General features: G+C 51.7%; 16 protein-coding genes and 1 tRNA gene. 3 read left to right on the forward strand and 14 right to left on the reverse strand.

All coding sequences use genetic code 11. The annotated features are described in order from the left end of the window. Positions 1-41: 41 nt before the first annotated feature. Positions 42-617, forward strand: a complete 576-nt coding sequence (locus CO251_RS03315) for an HDIG domain-containing metalloprotein (protein WP_103374389.1) — start codon at positions 42-44, stop codon at positions 615-617. A gap of 20 nt (positions 618-637) precedes the next feature. On the opposite strand, the gene CO251_RS03320 is transcribed toward CO251_RS03315, so the two are convergent. The 4 genes from CO251_RS03320 to CO251_RS03335 are packed head-to-tail and all read right to left on the reverse strand — an operon-like array spanning position 638 to position 3406. Then, positions 638-1054, reverse strand: a complete 417-nt coding sequence (locus tag CO251_RS03320; RefSeq protein ID WP_103374390.1) for a DUF2203 domain-containing protein — start codon at positions 1052-1054, stop codon at positions 638-640. Between the two features lie 18 nt (positions 1055-1072). Further along, a complete protein-coding gene (locus CO251_RS03325) occupies positions 1073-1615 on the reverse strand; it encodes a cob(I)yrinic acid a,c-diamide adenosyltransferase (protein ID WP_103374391.1) in 543 nt (180 codons plus the stop codon). A gap of 32 nt (positions 1616-1647) precedes the next feature. After that, complete coding sequence (locus tag CO251_RS03330; RefSeq protein ID WP_103374392.1) at positions 1648-2490, reverse strand: EamA family transporter; 843 nt, start codon at positions 2488-2490, stop codon at positions 1648-1650. A gap of 46 nt (positions 2491-2536) precedes the next feature. Further along, positions 2537-3406 (reverse strand): VanW family protein, encoded by an 870-nt coding sequence (locus tag CO251_RS03335; protein WP_173677062.1) that lies wholly within the window; start codon positions 3404-3406, stop codon positions 2537-2539. 348 nt (positions 3407-3754) lie between these two features. Here CO251_RS03335 and CO251_RS03340 point away from each other — a divergent pair, with 348 nt between their 5' ends. Next, a complete protein-coding gene (locus CO251_RS03340; protein WP_103374393.1) occupies positions 3755-4900 on the forward strand; it encodes a homoserine dehydrogenase in 1146 nt (381 codons plus the stop codon). 28 nt (positions 4901-4928) lie between these two features. On the opposite strand, the gene CO251_RS03345 is transcribed toward CO251_RS03340, so the two are convergent. The 7 genes from CO251_RS03345 to polA are packed head-to-tail and all read right to left on the reverse strand — an operon-like array spanning position 4929 to position 11241. Further along, entirely contained in the window at positions 4929-5138 is a 210-nt protein-coding gene (locus CO251_RS03345; RefSeq protein ID WP_103374394.1) for a hypothetical protein, read from the reverse strand. Next, positions 5135-5776, reverse strand: coding sequence for a lytic transglycosylase domain-containing protein (locus CO251_RS03350; RefSeq protein WP_103374395.1), 642 nt, complete (start codon positions 5774-5776; stop codon positions 5135-5137). The genes CO251_RS03345 and CO251_RS03350 overlap by 4 nt, the downstream gene beginning before the upstream one ends. Further along, complete coding sequence (gene coaE / locus CO251_RS03355) at positions 5749-6348, reverse strand: dephospho-CoA kinase (RefSeq protein WP_103374396.1); 600 nt, start codon at positions 6346-6348, stop codon at positions 5749-5751. The genes CO251_RS03350 and coaE overlap by 28 nt, the downstream gene beginning before the upstream one ends. A gap of 44 nt (positions 6349-6392) precedes the next feature. Further along, on the reverse strand, positions 6393-7661 hold the full coding sequence (locus CO251_RS03360) for an ABC transporter substrate-binding protein (RefSeq protein ID WP_103374397.1): 1269 nt from the start codon (positions 7659-7661) through the stop codon (positions 6393-6395). After that, on the reverse strand, positions 7661-7855 hold the full coding sequence (locus tag CO251_RS03365; protein WP_103374398.1) for a hypothetical protein: 195 nt from the start codon (positions 7853-7855) through the stop codon (positions 7661-7663). The genes CO251_RS03360 and CO251_RS03365 overlap by 1 nt, the downstream gene beginning before the upstream one ends. A gap of 22 nt (positions 7856-7877) precedes the next feature. Beyond that, positions 7878-8693, reverse strand: a complete 816-nt coding sequence (gene mutM / locus CO251_RS03370) for a bifunctional DNA-formamidopyrimidine glycosylase/DNA-(apurinic or apyrimidinic site) lyase (RefSeq protein ID WP_103374399.1) — start codon at positions 8691-8693, stop codon at positions 7878-7880. Further along, entirely contained in the window at positions 8686-11241 is a 2556-nt protein-coding gene (gene polA, locus CO251_RS03375; RefSeq protein ID WP_103374400.1) for a DNA polymerase I, read from the reverse strand. Before polA ends, mutM begins: the two co-directional genes overlap by 8 nt. A 175-nt stretch (positions 11242-11416) precedes the next feature. Between polA and CO251_RS03380 the strand changes: the two genes are divergently transcribed. Continuing rightward, positions 11417-12100 carry an alpha/beta fold hydrolase gene (locus tag CO251_RS03380; RefSeq protein ID WP_158246149.1) on the forward strand — a complete coding sequence of 228 codons (684 nt, stop codon included), beginning with the start codon at positions 11417-11419 and terminating at the stop codon, positions 12098-12100. Positions 12101-12183: 83 nt separating this feature from the next. On the opposite strand, the gene CO251_RS03385 is transcribed toward CO251_RS03380, so the two are convergent. The 3 genes from CO251_RS03385 to CO251_RS03395 form a co-directional block, all read right to left on the reverse strand. Beyond that, positions 12184-12270: transfer RNA gene (locus CO251_RS03385), tRNA-Leu, on the reverse strand. Between the two features lie 103 nt (positions 12271-12373). Further along, positions 12374-13795, reverse strand: a complete 1422-nt coding sequence (gene glnA, locus CO251_RS03390; protein ID WP_255398087.1) for a type I glutamate--ammonia ligase — start codon at positions 13793-13795, stop codon at positions 12374-12376. A 216-nt stretch (positions 13796-14011) separates the two neighbouring features. Next, on the reverse strand, positions 14012-14611 hold the full coding sequence (locus CO251_RS03395; RefSeq protein ID WP_103374402.1) for a superoxide dismutase: 600 nt from the start codon (positions 14609-14611) through the stop codon (positions 14012-14014). Positions 14612-14783 lie beyond the last annotated feature (172 nt).

Raw genomic sequence — 14783 nt, forward strand, 5'->3', positions numbered from 1 at the left:
GTCGTCTGAAAACTCCTAATTAATATGGAGGTGGTTTTCTGATGTCTCTTTCGTCGCTACCCGATCGGGAGACAAGCCTTGCCTTGCTGACTCGCTATACGAAAAATCCTTCGCTTATTAAGCATGGACTAGCGGTAGAAGCCGTCATGCGGGCATTGGCTGAGCGTTATGGCGAAGATGCGGACCTATTTGGTACGGTGGGTCTCCTGCATGATTTTGATTACGAAGCCTATCCCGAAATTGGGCAACATACAATTGAAGGCGGGAAAATTTTAGAAGCGGAAGGGTTCCCCCCTACCATCATTGAAGCGATTGCTTCGCATGTCACCGAAAATGGCATACCCCGGGACTCAGTGCTTAAACGTGCCATTTATGCCGCCGACGAATTGACCGGGTTTGTTGTGGCCGTCACACTCGTTCGCCCCACTAAGAGTTTAAGTGAAGTCAGTCCCCGTTCCGTTATTAAGAAATTAAAAGACAAAAGCTTTGCAAAAGGCGTCAATCGCACGGATGTAATTCAAGGCGCCGAAGGATTAGGTATTCCTCTTGAGGAGCTCATTGCTTTTATCGTCGACGCACTGATCTTGCATGCGCAAGCACTCGGATTGAACCCGTAAAAAGAAAACTCCTCGGAGGTTCAACCCGAGGAGGATTCCAGTCGCTTGCGTCCTGAAAATCCTTCGTCAACGCCATGATAATAGAGAACAGACGGTTCATCCATTTTCCAGCACAGATAAATGGGCTCCCCCTCCCGTTCACTCGGAAAATCTACCAATCCCATTTCGACATCGGTTACCCGACATCCCATCTGATTGATGTCCGCTAAGACGCCATTCGCATCGGCCACCACTTGATCAAATTCCTGTTTTGCCAATTGGTAGTCACTCAGCATGATCAAGTTACCATCTTTGCGGTACCCGACCTCTCGAATATCCCGCATTTCTTCATATTTCAAGCGAGCTTGTCGCTGCAGCGTCTGCAAAGTTGTGAGAAGTTCGCGCAGAGGCTCGAGCAATTGATTGGCCTCGTCAACCGTAAATTGTCTGGCTACCATTACCCCAACCTCCTGTCACTAAAATTGCGCCAGCTCGTCCGAGACACCAGCTACCTGGTTAGCTTCCCGTGCGGCAACAAACAAAAAATCGGATAATCGGTTTAAATATTTCAACTGCAAGGCATATGAGGGTTCCTCTTGGATGAGGGCCACTAAGCGGCGTTCTGCCCGGCGCACAATGGTTCGCGCCTGCTGCAAAAAGGCCGCCGCGGGAGCTCCTCCTGGCAAGATAAATTGCCGAAGTGCTGGCAACCCCTGATCAAGCAAGTCAATCCATTGTTCTAGCATCTCTACCGCCTGGTCCGAGAGTCGGTCGGTCCGGTCCGGGCTGATATTAGACAAATCCGCCCCCAAGCCAAACAAATCATTCTGGATTTGTCTGAGCATGTTATCCAGCCGTCCAGGCGCCAAGTATGCACGGGCTACACCAATAGCCGCATTCGCCTCGTCCACGGCTCCATAGGATTCGACCCGCACTCCATCTTTTGGCACGCGCTTCATTCCGCCGTGCCCCCATAAGCTAGTAAGCCCCGTGTCGCCTGTTTTCGTGTAAATTTTCATTCGTCAGTCCTCCTGCGTGCCTTACGCCCTATTCACCACGGATCTCCTAGACCTTGATGTCCTGCTACCCGGCTATAATCAAGGATTAAAAGCACAGCGGTGACTGTCATGATAGCGGCTCCTCCTATTCTACGAGAATTAGCCGCTTCTCGAAACAAATAGACGGCGATCAGCGCGGCAAAGAATGCTGCAACCGCCGACGAGGCCTCAACGAGACTCGCCGGCCATCTCTTTAAAAGAATGACCACACTGACATACGCGATCGCGTTTAACAGGCCCACAATGCCTGTGGTTACAGGCATTGCCTTTGCGACACGAAAAACAGCTTTGCCTTCTTGGTGCCAAAATACAGCAGCAATCATCCATGATGCAACACAGGTCATAAGACTGGCACCATATGTCCACGGATCAGGGGACTGCACGTGGACATCTGCCAAACGGCCCATAGCGAGGAGGCCGTCACTGGCTAACATCATCCACACGGGTTTTGATAAATGGCCTTGAACCTGCCACCACGCTCCGACGGCAAACAATCCAATGAGGAGCCATGACGTGGGGGGTAAATGGGCTGGATGAATCAAAAACAATAAGAGTGTTGTGGCATTGGACCACGGGCTCACCTGACTCGCTTCCCCAATCACCAAAGACATCGTAGATAAGGCAAATGCTCCAGCATAAAGCGTGCCAGGGCCTAAGGCCTGCCAATCGAACCCACTCGTGCCCTTCCATGCAGCAATCGCCCACAGCCAGACTGCGGCACCCACGTAGGAAAGCCCCATAACGGCCCAAGGGCTGGCTCGGTCGCGTCCAAACACGCGGTAAGCCAGCCGTTCTCCTGTTAAGCTGACAATGCGAAGTACAATCCACAGGTCCATAGCCGTCCCCCTGTCCCATTCTATGGGACGAGGGGGCGAACTAGTCTTAAGGCGTGGGGGAGCTCACGGATGGCCCTTTTTCAATAATGCGAGGACTCGGGCGATAATGGTCAATCCCTATCACTTTCGTGCGAGTTCCTTGAGGCTCTTTAATTTCTAACCAGGTCTCAACCCGAACACCAGGCTGCCCCGGCGCTAAAATTTTTTCTTCACCGGGCTTGAGCTTTGAATTGTAGCGGACTATCGTCCGGTAGGGATACGTTTGCAACGTTTTATGGTGCACAATAATTTCGGGTCCAGCCGAGGCACCCCAAATTTTTACCGTCAAATGGCGCTGCCCAGCTTGTGCACTGAGAAGAATAGGTGTCGAGCGATTGTTTCGAAATTGAAAATTGAGGTAATCACTCGCAACTGTGGCATCCTCTCCCGGTGGCAAATACGGGACCGTTAACCCGTGGTTATGGCGCTCAATAATGGGCAATCCTGTCCGTAACAAAGCCGAATACAAGGTGGATGAGCCTTGGCACACGCCGCCACCCACCGAAGGTACGATACGGTCTCCCACAAAAGCACGCCCCCACCCATATCCATTCTCCGCGGTGTAAGGTCCCACCACCTTATAATATGAAAAGATGTGGCCAGGCTGAATGACCGTACCGTTAATCCGGCTTGCCGCGAGCTCAATATTTTTAGCTTGACTCGGTGTGGCATGAAAATAATTGGTCGTCTGTTGCCCAAGCAAATAATGCAAGGGAATCACCTTATCTCCCCCAGGTCCTTGCTCTGTGACCAAGGGAGCCTGTGCGTGATATTCCAAGCGTGCCCACAGCGCCCCACCATGCGGAGCAATGACCGCAGGTGCCGAAACCCCCGGAAAAAGCCCTAGCCAAGCCGCCAATAGCCAAAAACGCAACATAAGTTTTAATCCCTCCCTATTTGACGGTATCTTGCCCCAGACGTAGGGTTTCCACTCCTCGCCACGCATTGCCACCCTTTCCCAAGAATGTTATCTCGTGCATTTTGTGCACAATCCGCCAAGTTGTGGCACACTATGAGGAAGACAAGCAGTCTTTGCCGCATGCCATGCGCACATGAAGCTCAAGGTAAAACAGGGTCTACTATCCCTCTGTGCCAATGATGCTTGTGTGAAGGCTACTACCACGACGTTCGCAACATAACCGTGTGCAAATACTGCCGTGTCGTTCAACGCCAAGACGGATAGGAGTATCCCTACCGTTGCAATGCGTGAGAAGGGAGGAAGGCGGTGCAAGCCCTCCGCCAAGGAATTATGGAAAACACACAGATTGGATTATTGGGGTTTGGCACCGTAGGTCAGGGCGTGCTGGACGTGGTCAACAGACGGGAAGGACTCCATGTCGCAAAAGCCCTTGTACGTCATCCTGAAAACTATCAGGGAAAGTATGCTATCCCCTTTACCTCTAATCCCGACGACATTTTGTCCGATCCGGATATTGACGTCATCGTAGAGGTCATGGGTGGCCTTCGTCCTGCCTACGACCTTATTGTCGCAGCGTTGGGACAACGCAAATCCGTTGTGACCGCAAACAAAGCCGTTGTGGCCCGTTATGGTCCAGAATTGATGAGTCGTGCTCGAGAAGCCCGACAAAATTTCCTATTTGAGGCCAGTGTTGGAGGCGGCATTCCAGTACTTGATGCGTTGTCACAGCACTTAAGCACCGTACCCATTCACGTTGTCGAAGGCGTTGTGAACGGCACGACCAATTTTATCCTTGACCAAATGGACCAAGGCATGTCATATCACCATGCACTAGAGCGCGCTCAAGCCCTAGGATTTGCCGAACAAGATCCGTCAGCCGATGTTGATGGCTGGGATAGTGCCCGCAAGCTGACGATTCTAGCGGGGTTAGCCTTTCATGCCTGGGTTGATGCGGAAGAAGGCATCGTAGAAGGGATCCGTCAGATTGACGCCGAGCATCTGACGCGCCTGCGCCAAATGGGCTTTGGCATGCGGCTTGTCGCACGCGCTGAACGCCACCCTGGGAGCATTGGGTTTGTGGTAGCCCCCACTGTCTATCCTCAGGACCACCGCTATCTCCAATTGCATGGCTCACAGAATGCGATTGGCTTTCTGTCAGAAGCTGGCTGGACCTGGATTGAAGGGCCAGGAGCGGGTGGGATTGCCACGGCCACTAGCATTGTCGCCGATATTCAACGGATCCGTATGTCCGTTCCCGACCGTAATCCGCTCTTTTTTTCGCCATCCTATGCGGAAAATGTTGATGATGCCTATTTCATCTTCATGGACAACCCTGACAAGCCTTTACCGCACATCGCAGATGCCCTGCGCAGCGGCCCGGGCTTTATTGTCGCTCCCCACAAGTTACCGGAGGACCCTAGCATCATCCAATACCGATACCGCGCAAAATGAGGACGGCCTAGGCCGTCCTCATGGGGCTCTATTGATTCTGAAGCTGTTCCTCCGCCATGCGGATGGCTTCGCGGACCAAATTGCCGCATTCGCGTGCCGGTACGGCACCCCATCCTTCACGGCGAACAATGTCATCGACACCCAACCGTTCACTCAATTTCATTTTTGTGGCCTCGGACAAGATTTTTGCCAAGATACCACCCCCCACAACTAGTGTGGCTTCTGCGCGTGTTTTCATTCACGCCCCATAATCTGATGCCAGACTTTTAGACCCTCTGCGAGGTCGCGTGATAATGGTGGCTGCATCGCCGGAAACGCCCCGTAGAGAAAATGATAGACTTTTTCATAAAAGAGCACGCGGGTCACAAAATTCTTGGTTTCTGGAAAGGGGATTTGATCTGAAGTGGTGGATGTCGGCTGCAATCTCCCCTCTGCTATCCACCGTGCTACATTGCGTCCTCCCGCGTTATATGCCGCTAATCCAAGAACGGGATTCCCATAAAAATTGCCCAGCAACTGGCTAAGGTACCATGTGCCGAGGTGGATATTGAGTGCCGGATTGTTCAAGTCTTGTGTTTTAATCGAGCGCTTATCCGCTTTTTGGCTAGCCCACTGCGCCGTCGCAGGCATTAACTGCATGAGCCCCACCGCGCCTTTTGCGCTGACGGCATCAGGACGGTAGCTACTCTCAACCCGAATAACGGCAGCGACCAAATAAGGACTAACCGAATGGGCGCGCGCCTCTTTCCACACAATCGCTCGGTAGGGGAGCGGGGCTACATAATGGTACGCGCCAAAAATCATGAAAATGATCACCAGCAGCCACAAACCCGCGCTGCGCTTGGGATTTAGGCGATAGTGTGTGCGTTGCGCCATAGTTGCGTCACCTGTTCCCTTAAAGACAACAACGTTCCTTGGTTGTCAATTACATGATCGGCATATTGAACTTTCTCCGCTAACGGCATTTGTGCGGCAATACGTCGCCGCGCTTCATCCGGGCCAATATGATCCCGTGCCATCACCCGAGCAAGTTGCTGATGCGGATCAGAATATACAACCCAGATCTCGTCCACCTGGGTTCGCCATTCTCCTTCAATTAATAACGGAATATCCAAGACCACAACCTTGGAGCCTTGCCTTTCAAGCTCCGCGAGCCTCTCCTGAATTTGCCGCTTCACGGCCGGATGAACGATACGATTCAATGCTTCACGTTCAGAAGCCTCATGAAAAATGATGTGACCCAACTTCCGACGCAGCAGTTCCCCATCCGGCCCCAGAATACCCCACCCGTAACGATCCCACACCGCACGCCACACCAGCTGGCCGCGCCTTTGACACTGGTGTGTTAACGCATCCGCATCAATGACAGGTGCCCCCAACTCTTTCAATATCCGGCTGACCTCTGATTTTCCACTGCCGATGCCCCCTGTTAGCCCCACGACACGCATGTCATCACCTCCAGCCTGTCTCACCCTTACCATATGGTCGGTCTTTACGGAACAGAATGCCACGACAATACTTGATGAGACAATACCTCCGCATGGGGCATCGATTGGGAAAAGAGCCAAAAAGAGCGGCGTTTTACCAATTCTACAGATGTTCCGTGAGTAAACCAGCGATGCTGCCCAATATACGCTCCGATTTGTCCATTTTTCGCTACCGTAGCCAAATGGGCAGCCGTCGTCTGCTGTATGGCAATACGTCCCCGCGACAACGTCACCAATGATTGGGCTAATTGGACCGCTTGGGAATCTGTCCGGTCTACCCATACAACAAATGGCCCCTGCCCGTGAGATGGGAGGCGAGTTGATGGTGATAATGGCGGCAGCAAACCTCGGAACGCTTTGGAAACCCAATGCCTGATATTAATACGGGACATGGCCGCCGTGGACTGATGTGCATTGATGTACAAGGTCACAACCCCCGGCTGAGTTAACGTCTGCACATGTGTCAATTCTCGCCGCGTTAAACGGGATAGGGCCGTTGGAGCAATCGGCACCGCATTGACCAAGCCATTCTGATACGCTAGTAAGGCCTGATTCAGCTGGGAATAGACCTCGAGATTGACCGCCTGCGGCCCAGAGCCCGAAACCTTAGAAAAACTCAAATGATCCCCTGGGGTCCATTGCGTCAGGGCGTAGCCACCCGTGCCAATCAAATTGGTGAACTGCCAATTTTGGCCGCCCTGGCTTTGGTCCGATACCGGAACGATAGCCAGAACCGGATTCGCCAAATTTTGTAAGAATGTCGTCGTCACCGGCTTTTTTAAGGTTAATTGCAGACTTAAGGGCCCGTTGACCGCAATCCCTTGAACATAATGAGCTTGTCCATGTTCAAATCGGTTGGTCCCAACCACCTCGGCCAATAGATGTTGCGCCGCCGATGAATTCACAGGGGCTACCAAAGGTCTGACGAGGGCCTCAGCAACAAGGTCAGCTGTTATGCGTCGGCCATTGGATAAGCGGGCGGGACGCAGTTCAATTTTCACCGTATTGCCTTGATAACTGACAGCGCTAGCTAGCCCTGGCTCAAGGCGTCCCGTAGGAGACACCGTCAGCAACGTTTGAAACACATTGCTTGCCACCTGCCAATCGGCAGGCGACGACGCTAAAGCAGGATCAACATTACCGGGACTTTGAAAAATCACTTCGGTAAAAACATGACTGGTTACCGGCGCTAGTCTTTCCTGCGGTCGTTGAATCAGCAGCGCCGGTAGAAAGGCCAGTACCAGCAACAACCATGGCCATATCCGCCCCCGCATCAGCCTTGTTTCCCAGGCAGTTTCTCCAACTGCGATGGCGTTAAATCCTTTTCTGAAATGACATTCACACGGTATTTGTCGTGTTCTTGAGGAATTATCTCAACTTCTCCCCGAACCTCATACGAGTCCCACAAGATATTTTTCAAATTCTGGGCCTCCGTTAACGAATCCACCCCAAATGTCAGATGTTGCAAGAAAAATTCCTCCTCATCCGTCTCATGATTGACAGTGCCCACAAAAGTGGCTCGTGCGGCCCGCAATAACCTGCTGTGCCAAAAGATGACCGCAACGGCGGCATTCCTGCCCACTGCGCCCATAGACCCAGAGATAGGCCTGGTTTTCACCAGGATGTCCTAGGGCGTCGACATAATCGGAAAATGTTGTGCCGCGGTGCATAATAGCCTGTTTCAGGACCGCCCGAATTGCACGAATCATTCGCGTGATCTCGGCAGGGGTCAAACTGCTGCCTGGGCGATCCGGCCTAATCCGAGCCTGAAACAACGATTCATCCACATAAATGTTGCCCAATCCCGCAATAATCCGCTGATCGAGCAGTAGAGCTTTTATCGGCGCAGAGCGCCCTTTAAGCTTTTGGGCGAGAAATTGACGGGTCAACCGCCGGCCAAGAGGCTCAACGCCCAATTGCGCCCCGGGCTCCTCGCCCGCTGGGAGCCACCCAATTCGCCCAAAACGCCGTGGGTCACTCAAGCGCAGGTCAAAATCTCGAAAGCCCAACACCATATGTGTATGGGTTACCCATGGTGCACTGTCGGGGATCCAAATTAAGCGCCCCGACATCCCGAGATGCACCAGCAAATGATCTTGGGTATCCCACTCAAGGAAAAGAAACTTGCCCCGCCGCTTTATGGATTTTACCATGCGCCCCGGCAAACGACGAGTGATTTCCTCTGCGCTGGCTGAGCCAGTTTTCACCATGCGTTGGTCTAAATGCTTGACCGTATTAACCCGTTGGCCTAATACCGTCTCGGTTAAATAGAAGCGAATTGTTTCGACCTCTGGCAACTCAGGCATCAGGAATCTCCCATGACGTCATACTTTCCCATGTTATTCCTTGCTTAAATTCTACTTCCAAAGGCACTTTCAGCTGCATAGCGCTCGTCATATACTCTTTCGCCAACCGCGCCAGAGAATACTTTTCTTCTTCCGTTGCGTCCCAAATGAGTTCATCATGCACCTGCAGTACCAATTGGCTTTGAAACGACTCTTGGCGCAGGCGTTTCCCCAAGTTCACCATCGCAATCTTAATTAAGTCAGCGGCACTTCCCTGAATGGCTGTATTCATTGCCATACGCTCGGCATACTGGCGTCGCGCGCGATTTTTGGAATGAATATCGCGAAGAGGGCGGATACGTCCCATGATGGTGCGGACCAATCCCTCCTCCCGCGCCGATTCGATGACACGGTCAAAGTACTCTTTCAGCTTAGGATAGCGCGCAAAGTACCGGGCAATATAATCTTTAGCTTCTCGTTGACTGACTCCAGTATCGCGAGCCAACCCGAAATCAGAAATTCCGTACACAATACCAAAATTGACCGCTTTGGCTCGACTGCGCCATGTACTATCGACCTCATCAAACGGTATATTAAAGATTTCGGCTGCCGTCCGGCGATGAATATCTTCACCATGCCAAAAAGCCTCGATAAGATGTTCATCGCCCGATAGATGGGCCAAAAGACGCAACTCAATTTGAGAATAGTCGGCCGCTATTAAAATGCGGTGAGGACTGGGCACAAATACACTGCGCACACGCCGCCCTAGCGGCAGCCGCACCGGAATATTTTGCAAGTTGGGATCACTAGACGACAAACGTCCCGTGGCCGTGCCGGTTTGGTGAAAGGTAGTGTGTACTCGCTCGTCAGAGCCAATTAACGGTAATAACCCATCGACATACGTGCCCTTGATTTTCATCAACTGACGGTACAGCAAAACGTGTTCCACCACCGGATGCAGCGGCGCTATCTTTTCCAACGTATCCGCGTCCGTGGCATAACTTCCCGATTTCGTCTTTTTAGTGCTGGGCAATCCCAGCTTGCCAAAGAGAACTTCACCCAACTGCTGTGGAGAATTAATGTTAAACTCCGTGCCGGCTAACTGGTAGATGTCGGCTTGGATCTGAACCAAAGACCCATCTAGTTCTTGCCCTAATAACGCCAGTTGCTGGCGGTCTACCCGCATCCCCACAGATTCCATGTCTGCCAAGACGCGGCTTAAAGGCACTTCGATGCGCCGGTAGAGATCGTCCAATCCTTGCGCTGCCACCGCTTGTCGTTGCTTGGCAATCAAAGTCTCTGCTACCGCTAACACCTCTTCTGTCGACCGGGGAGGCACAATATCCTGGCTCTGAGCCACAGACGCCAAGTCATAGTGGCCACGTTCCGCATCGAGCAAATACGCCTGCAGTTGCCCATCTTCGGCAAAGTCTGGACACCTTTCACCTAAGGCCCGGATTTTATGATAGAGCGCCTTACTATCCCATGTCCATAATGGCACATCGGGCCACGGCTCATTTTGCCACGGGGCCATATGCCCTTCAGGGTCCATAACCCAAATGCCGGTGTCGTCGCTATGCACCACCAAATATTTTGGATTGGCAGCTAATTGGCTCCACAAGACTCGTTCTTGATCCCGGGTTACCGCATGCTGGACTGTCTCCTCTGCGGCGGTGGCCACCTCGTCCGCCGAACGCGGCGCCTGGCCTAACCGTCTTTCTATAGCATGTAGCGCTAGACGGTTGAGCAGTTCTGACGCGTGGGCATCGGGCGCAGGCGTAAAGGGTTCTGCCACGTCAGGCCACTGAAGGGGAACATCGCGAATAATGGTCGCTAAATCTCGACTCGTTCGGGCATCCTCTTCGTGGCCCTTAAGTGCCTTTATCCACCGCGTGTTATCCAGTGTATCCACATGTTCTAAAAGGTTGTCCACGGATCCATACCGGCGAATTAATTCCCGCGCCGACTGCTCTCCAATCCCTTTGACTCCCGGTATATTGTCTGAGCTATCCCCCATGAGCCCTTTCAAATCAGGCACTTGCACCGGGGCCACGCCCAATTTTTCCTCCACTTTTTGAGCGTCCATGCGATCCATATCACTAATGCCTGTTCGTGACGTCAGAAGCACCGTGGTATCATCATCCACGAGTTGCAACAAATCGCGGTCTCCCGTCACAATCAAGGTACGGTAATGGCGTGCACGCCCCATGACCGATAACGTACCAATCACATCGTCCGCCTCGTAGCCATCAACCATAATCGTAGGAATCCCGAGGTGACTGGCAATGTCCAGCGCTAAAGGGACTTGAACGCGAAAGTCGTCGGGAGCTTCTTTACGCGTTCCCTTGTACTCAGCATATTGCGCGTGGCGAAAGGTCTTGTGGGGACCATCATAGGCAATAATCACCCGGTCCGGATGTTCTTGACCAATAACTTTGAGCACCATCGCCAAAAACCCATGAATTGCACCCGTCGGCGTTCCGTCCGCCGCCTGCAAATTTTGAGCTGAAAGCGCATGATATGCTCGAAAAAGAAGGCTATGGCCATCTATGAGTAGTTGCGTAGGCATGGAATTATGTGGGCTCCTTCACTAAAAATCCCCCGAAAGATTGGCTGCCACAAGTGTAGCGGTCTATTCTCAGCACTTCGGCATCTTCGCAAAAAGTGATCTATACTATAGTAACTGATATCGACTACGCTCACAAACCTATCTCATACGCCATACGAGGCGAGGAGGTCTACTTTTGCCACAGCCGTGGATTTTTATTCATGGAGCCGGTTCGACCGCACACACGTGGTCTCGACAACACCGATTGCCTTGGCCCACGATGTTTCTCAATTTGCCCGCAAAACCCCAAATATTGCCGGATCATTTGATTGCTGCCCTCGCAGATTGGATTGTGCCGCAAATTCACGAACCCGCCGTTCTCGTTGGTCATTCCATGGGAGGCGCTATCGCCCAGACGCTCGCGTTATTAGTCCCTGATAAGGTTGCGGCGTTGGTCTTGGTCGGAACTGGTCCCAGGCTCCCTGTCAATCCTGAGCTGTTAAACAAACTGGCCGTCGATCCCGATGCCGCGACAGCCAATATTGCTCGTTGGTCTCTTGCACGGCAGTTTGATCCGGCACTTTATGAGGCGAATTTACGCCTACTACGCCAAATTTCTCCGGATCGTATTCTGCATGAAATGACAGCCTGCAGTCTTTTCGATGTACGTAGCCGTCTTCATACCTACCACGGTCCCGCATTTCTGATTCGCGGGGCAGAGGACCGAATGACGCCAGAGAGCTTATCTCAAGAGTTTTTAAGCATCTGGCCTCAGCTGCCGGTTTATACCATCCCTAAGGCAGGCCACCTCATGATGCTTGAATCTCCGGACACGTTCAATGCCATTATGCGGTCTATATATGAGACATTGCCTCTGTAATTCTATATACATAGCCCCCAGACCTTACAGTCTGAGGGCTTTATGAAAAATAAAAAAACGGCCTGACAAGGCCGTAGAAAACTTGGTGCCGAAGGCCGGACTTGAACCGGCACGAGGGTAACCTCATACGATTTTGAGTCGCACGCGTCTGCCAATTCCGCCACTCCGGCAGCGACATTGTTAGTATAGCACCTTTGCGCAAGCACTTCAATCCCCCATGAAGTTAAAAACAGGGCCGAGCCATTTCGCTCGACCCTCACCACAGCGATACCCTTAACTATTGAAATACAATTCGAACTCCATGGGATGAGGACGAAGATTCACCGCATCTACTTCATTGGCTCGCTTGTAATCAATCCACGTGCGGATTAAATCCTCACTGAAGACATCCCCTTGCAGCAGGAATTCGTGGTCTTGCTCCAAGGCATCAAGAGATTCGCCCAGAGATCCTGGAACACTTTGGATCGTCGCCAATTCGGCCGCGCTGAGTGCATAGATATTCTTATCCATGGGACCGAAGCCTTCCTTCACCGGATCCAAGCCTTTACGAATACCATCAAGGCCAGCCATTAGCAAAGCGGCGAACGCCAAATACGGATTGGATGTGGCGTCAGGAGTGCGGAACTCAATCCGACTGGCTTTCGCATTGTTGTTGACGGGGATACGAATAGCCGCAGAACGGTTACCATGCGAGAACACAATGTTCACAGGCGCCTCGTAGCCCGGCACTAGACGACGGTAACTGTTGGTAGAGGGATTAGTGAAGGCTAACAGAGCCCTGGCATGCTTGAGCACGCCGGCAATATAACTTAACGCCAATGGTGACATATGCGCGTATGCGTCGGGTTCCTCGGCATAAAACAACGGCTTTCCATCTTTCCATAAAGACTGGTGGACATGCATCCCATTGCCGTTATCCCCGAATATAGGCTTGGGCATGAAGGTGACGGTCTTGCCGTGCTGCTGGGCCACATTACGGACCACATATTTGTACATCATCACGGTGTCCGCCTGCTTTGTTAGGGTATTGAATCGTAGATCAATTTCTCCCTGGCCCGCCGTCGCCACCTCATGATGGTGCATTTCCACACGAATTCCCACGCTTTGTAACGCTTTCACCATCGCTGTACGCAAAGCGGCTGTGCTGTCTAAAGGCGGAACGGGAAAATAGCCTTCCTTAGTGCGAATGGTGTGGCCTAAACTACCTTCCTGAAACGAATTCCAGAATCCTTCCCCCGAGTCCACCATGTAAGCAGCATGATGCCCTTGATTGATATAGCGCACGCTATCAAAGATGAAAAACTCCAGTTCCGGGCCCCAAAAAGATGTATCCGCAATGCCTGAAGCCTTTAAATATGCTTCCGCGTTTTGTGCGACACGCCGGGGATCTCTTTGATATGCGACATGTTTCGGATCGTACACATCGGCCACAAGGCTAAGCGTGGGGACAGGTGCAAACGGGTCAATCACCGCCGTGTCCGGATCGGGCACCATGAGCATGTCGCTTTCTTCAATGCCGCGGAACCCTCTTATACTGGACCCGTCAAAGGGAATGCCATGAGAAAAGGTCTCTTCGTCTACTTCACTCACGGGAATCGTTACATGTTGCCAAATTCCTGGCATGTCAATAATATGCACATCTATCATTTCAATTTGCTTTTCACGGATGGTGCGCAACACGTCCTCAGCTTTCACCTGAAATCCCCCTCTAAATTTACAAGAAATGTTCTCTTTGACGGAACACATGTCAATACGTTGTTAAGTATATGAATGTATCTGCCGGTATGTCAATACAGCTTGTAAGCTTTTTGCTCAAATCTTACAGACCCTTTTACTATGCCCTGACGTCCCATCCTTATGCAAAAACAGGCCCAGAATCGCTTCTGCTGGGCCTGTTTCGTTGGTTCTCTTTTAGATGTGATATTTGGCTAAACGCGCGTTAACCTCATCCCAGTCGACATTCTTCATGAATGCGTCTATGTAAGGTGCGCGCTTCACCCCATAATCTAGCCCGTACGAGTGCTCATACACGTCCATCACAAACAAGGGATAGGCTCCCCACGGCACACCCACGTTGTGTGCATCTTGACCGACGATGTGCAATTTTTCATCATCGAGGTCATAGGCTAGCACAACCCATCCGCGCACGGCTAACCCTGTTGCTTTGAATTCCGCTTCAAATTTTTGAAACGAGCCAAAGTCCCGATCAATTAATTCTTTGGCACGCCCCGTTGGTTCGCCGCCTTTACCTCCCATGTTGTCAAAATACCATTCGTGCAATTTTGACCCGTTAAGGCAAAAGCTTTCCTCGGTCTTCAACGCCCGCAATTCACTGTAAGATTGGTTCGCGGTAGATAGGTCGACCGATTCCATCTTGTTTCGAATTTCGTTTAGCTTGTTAACATATCCTTTATACAAAATCCCGTAATGCTGCTCAATTTCTTCTTTGCTGATGCCTTCCATGCTTAAGCAGCTCTCTTTAAGGTCGCGGTATTTGCGCTCCTCTGCCATTCAACATCCTCCTGTCGTTTAAGAAGTTTCGCAGTCCATGCCATTGGACGCCATCGTTTGTAGTTCTTGGCATTATTGGCCCCTATTAGTATAACAGAATTTGGACAACTTGCCCCCAAGGGGCTACTAGGACTATTCTGAAATAAATATCAGGAACAGTCCTCTTGCCTCC

It is taken from the genome of Sulfobacillus sp. hq2 (assembly GCF_002903155.1).
Taxonomy (GTDB): Bacteria; Bacillota; Sulfobacillia; order Sulfobacillales; family Sulfobacillaceae; genus Sulfobacillus; species Sulfobacillus thermotolerans.

What these genes read in the sequence shown, in the direction of transcription:
- polA (WP_103374400.1), bottom strand. Translation starts at nt 11,241, where the DNA reads ATGCCTACGCAACTACTCATAGATGGCCATAGCCTTCTTTTTCGAGCA.
- mutM (WP_103374399.1), bottom strand. Translation starts at nt 8,693, where the DNA reads ATGCCTGAGTTGCCAGAGGTCGAAACAATTCGCTTCTATTTAACCGAG.
- CO251_RS03350 (WP_103374395.1), bottom strand. Translation starts at nt 5,776, where the DNA reads ATGGCGCAACGCACACACTATCGCCTAAATCCCAAGCGCAGCGCGGGT.
- CO251_RS03330 (WP_103374392.1), bottom strand. Translation starts at nt 2,490, where the DNA reads ATGGACCTGTGGATTGTACTTCGCATTGTCAGCTTAACAGGAGAACGG.
- CO251_RS03335 (WP_173677062.1), bottom strand. Translation starts at nt 3,406, where the DNA reads ATGTTGCGTTTTTGGCTATTGGCGGCTTGGCTAGGGCTTTTTCCGGGG.
- CO251_RS03325 (WP_103374391.1), bottom strand. Translation starts at nt 1,615, where the DNA reads ATGAAAATTTACACGAAAACAGGCGACACGGGGCTTACTAGCTTATGG.
- CO251_RS03315 (WP_103374389.1), top strand. Translation starts at nt 42, where the DNA reads ATGTCTCTTTCGTCGCTACCCGATCGGGAGACAAGCCTTGCCTTGCTG.
- CO251_RS03360 (WP_103374397.1), bottom strand. Translation starts at nt 7,661, where the DNA reads ATGCGGGGGCGGATATGGCCATGGTTGTTGCTGGTACTGGCCTTTCTA.
- coaE (WP_103374396.1), bottom strand. Translation starts at nt 6,348, where the DNA reads ATGCGTGTCGTGGGGCTAACAGGGGGCATCGGCAGTGGAAAATCAGAG.
- CO251_RS03345 (WP_103374394.1), bottom strand. Translation starts at nt 5,138, where the DNA reads ATGAAAACACGCGCAGAAGCCACACTAGTTGTGGGGGGTGGTATCTTG.
- CO251_RS03320 (WP_103374390.1), bottom strand. Translation starts at nt 1,054, where the DNA reads ATGGTAGCCAGACAATTTACGGTTGACGAGGCCAATCAATTGCTCGAG.
- CO251_RS03395 (WP_103374402.1), bottom strand. Translation starts at nt 14,611, where the DNA reads ATGGCAGAGGAGCGCAAATACCGCGACCTTAAAGAGAGCTGCTTAAGC.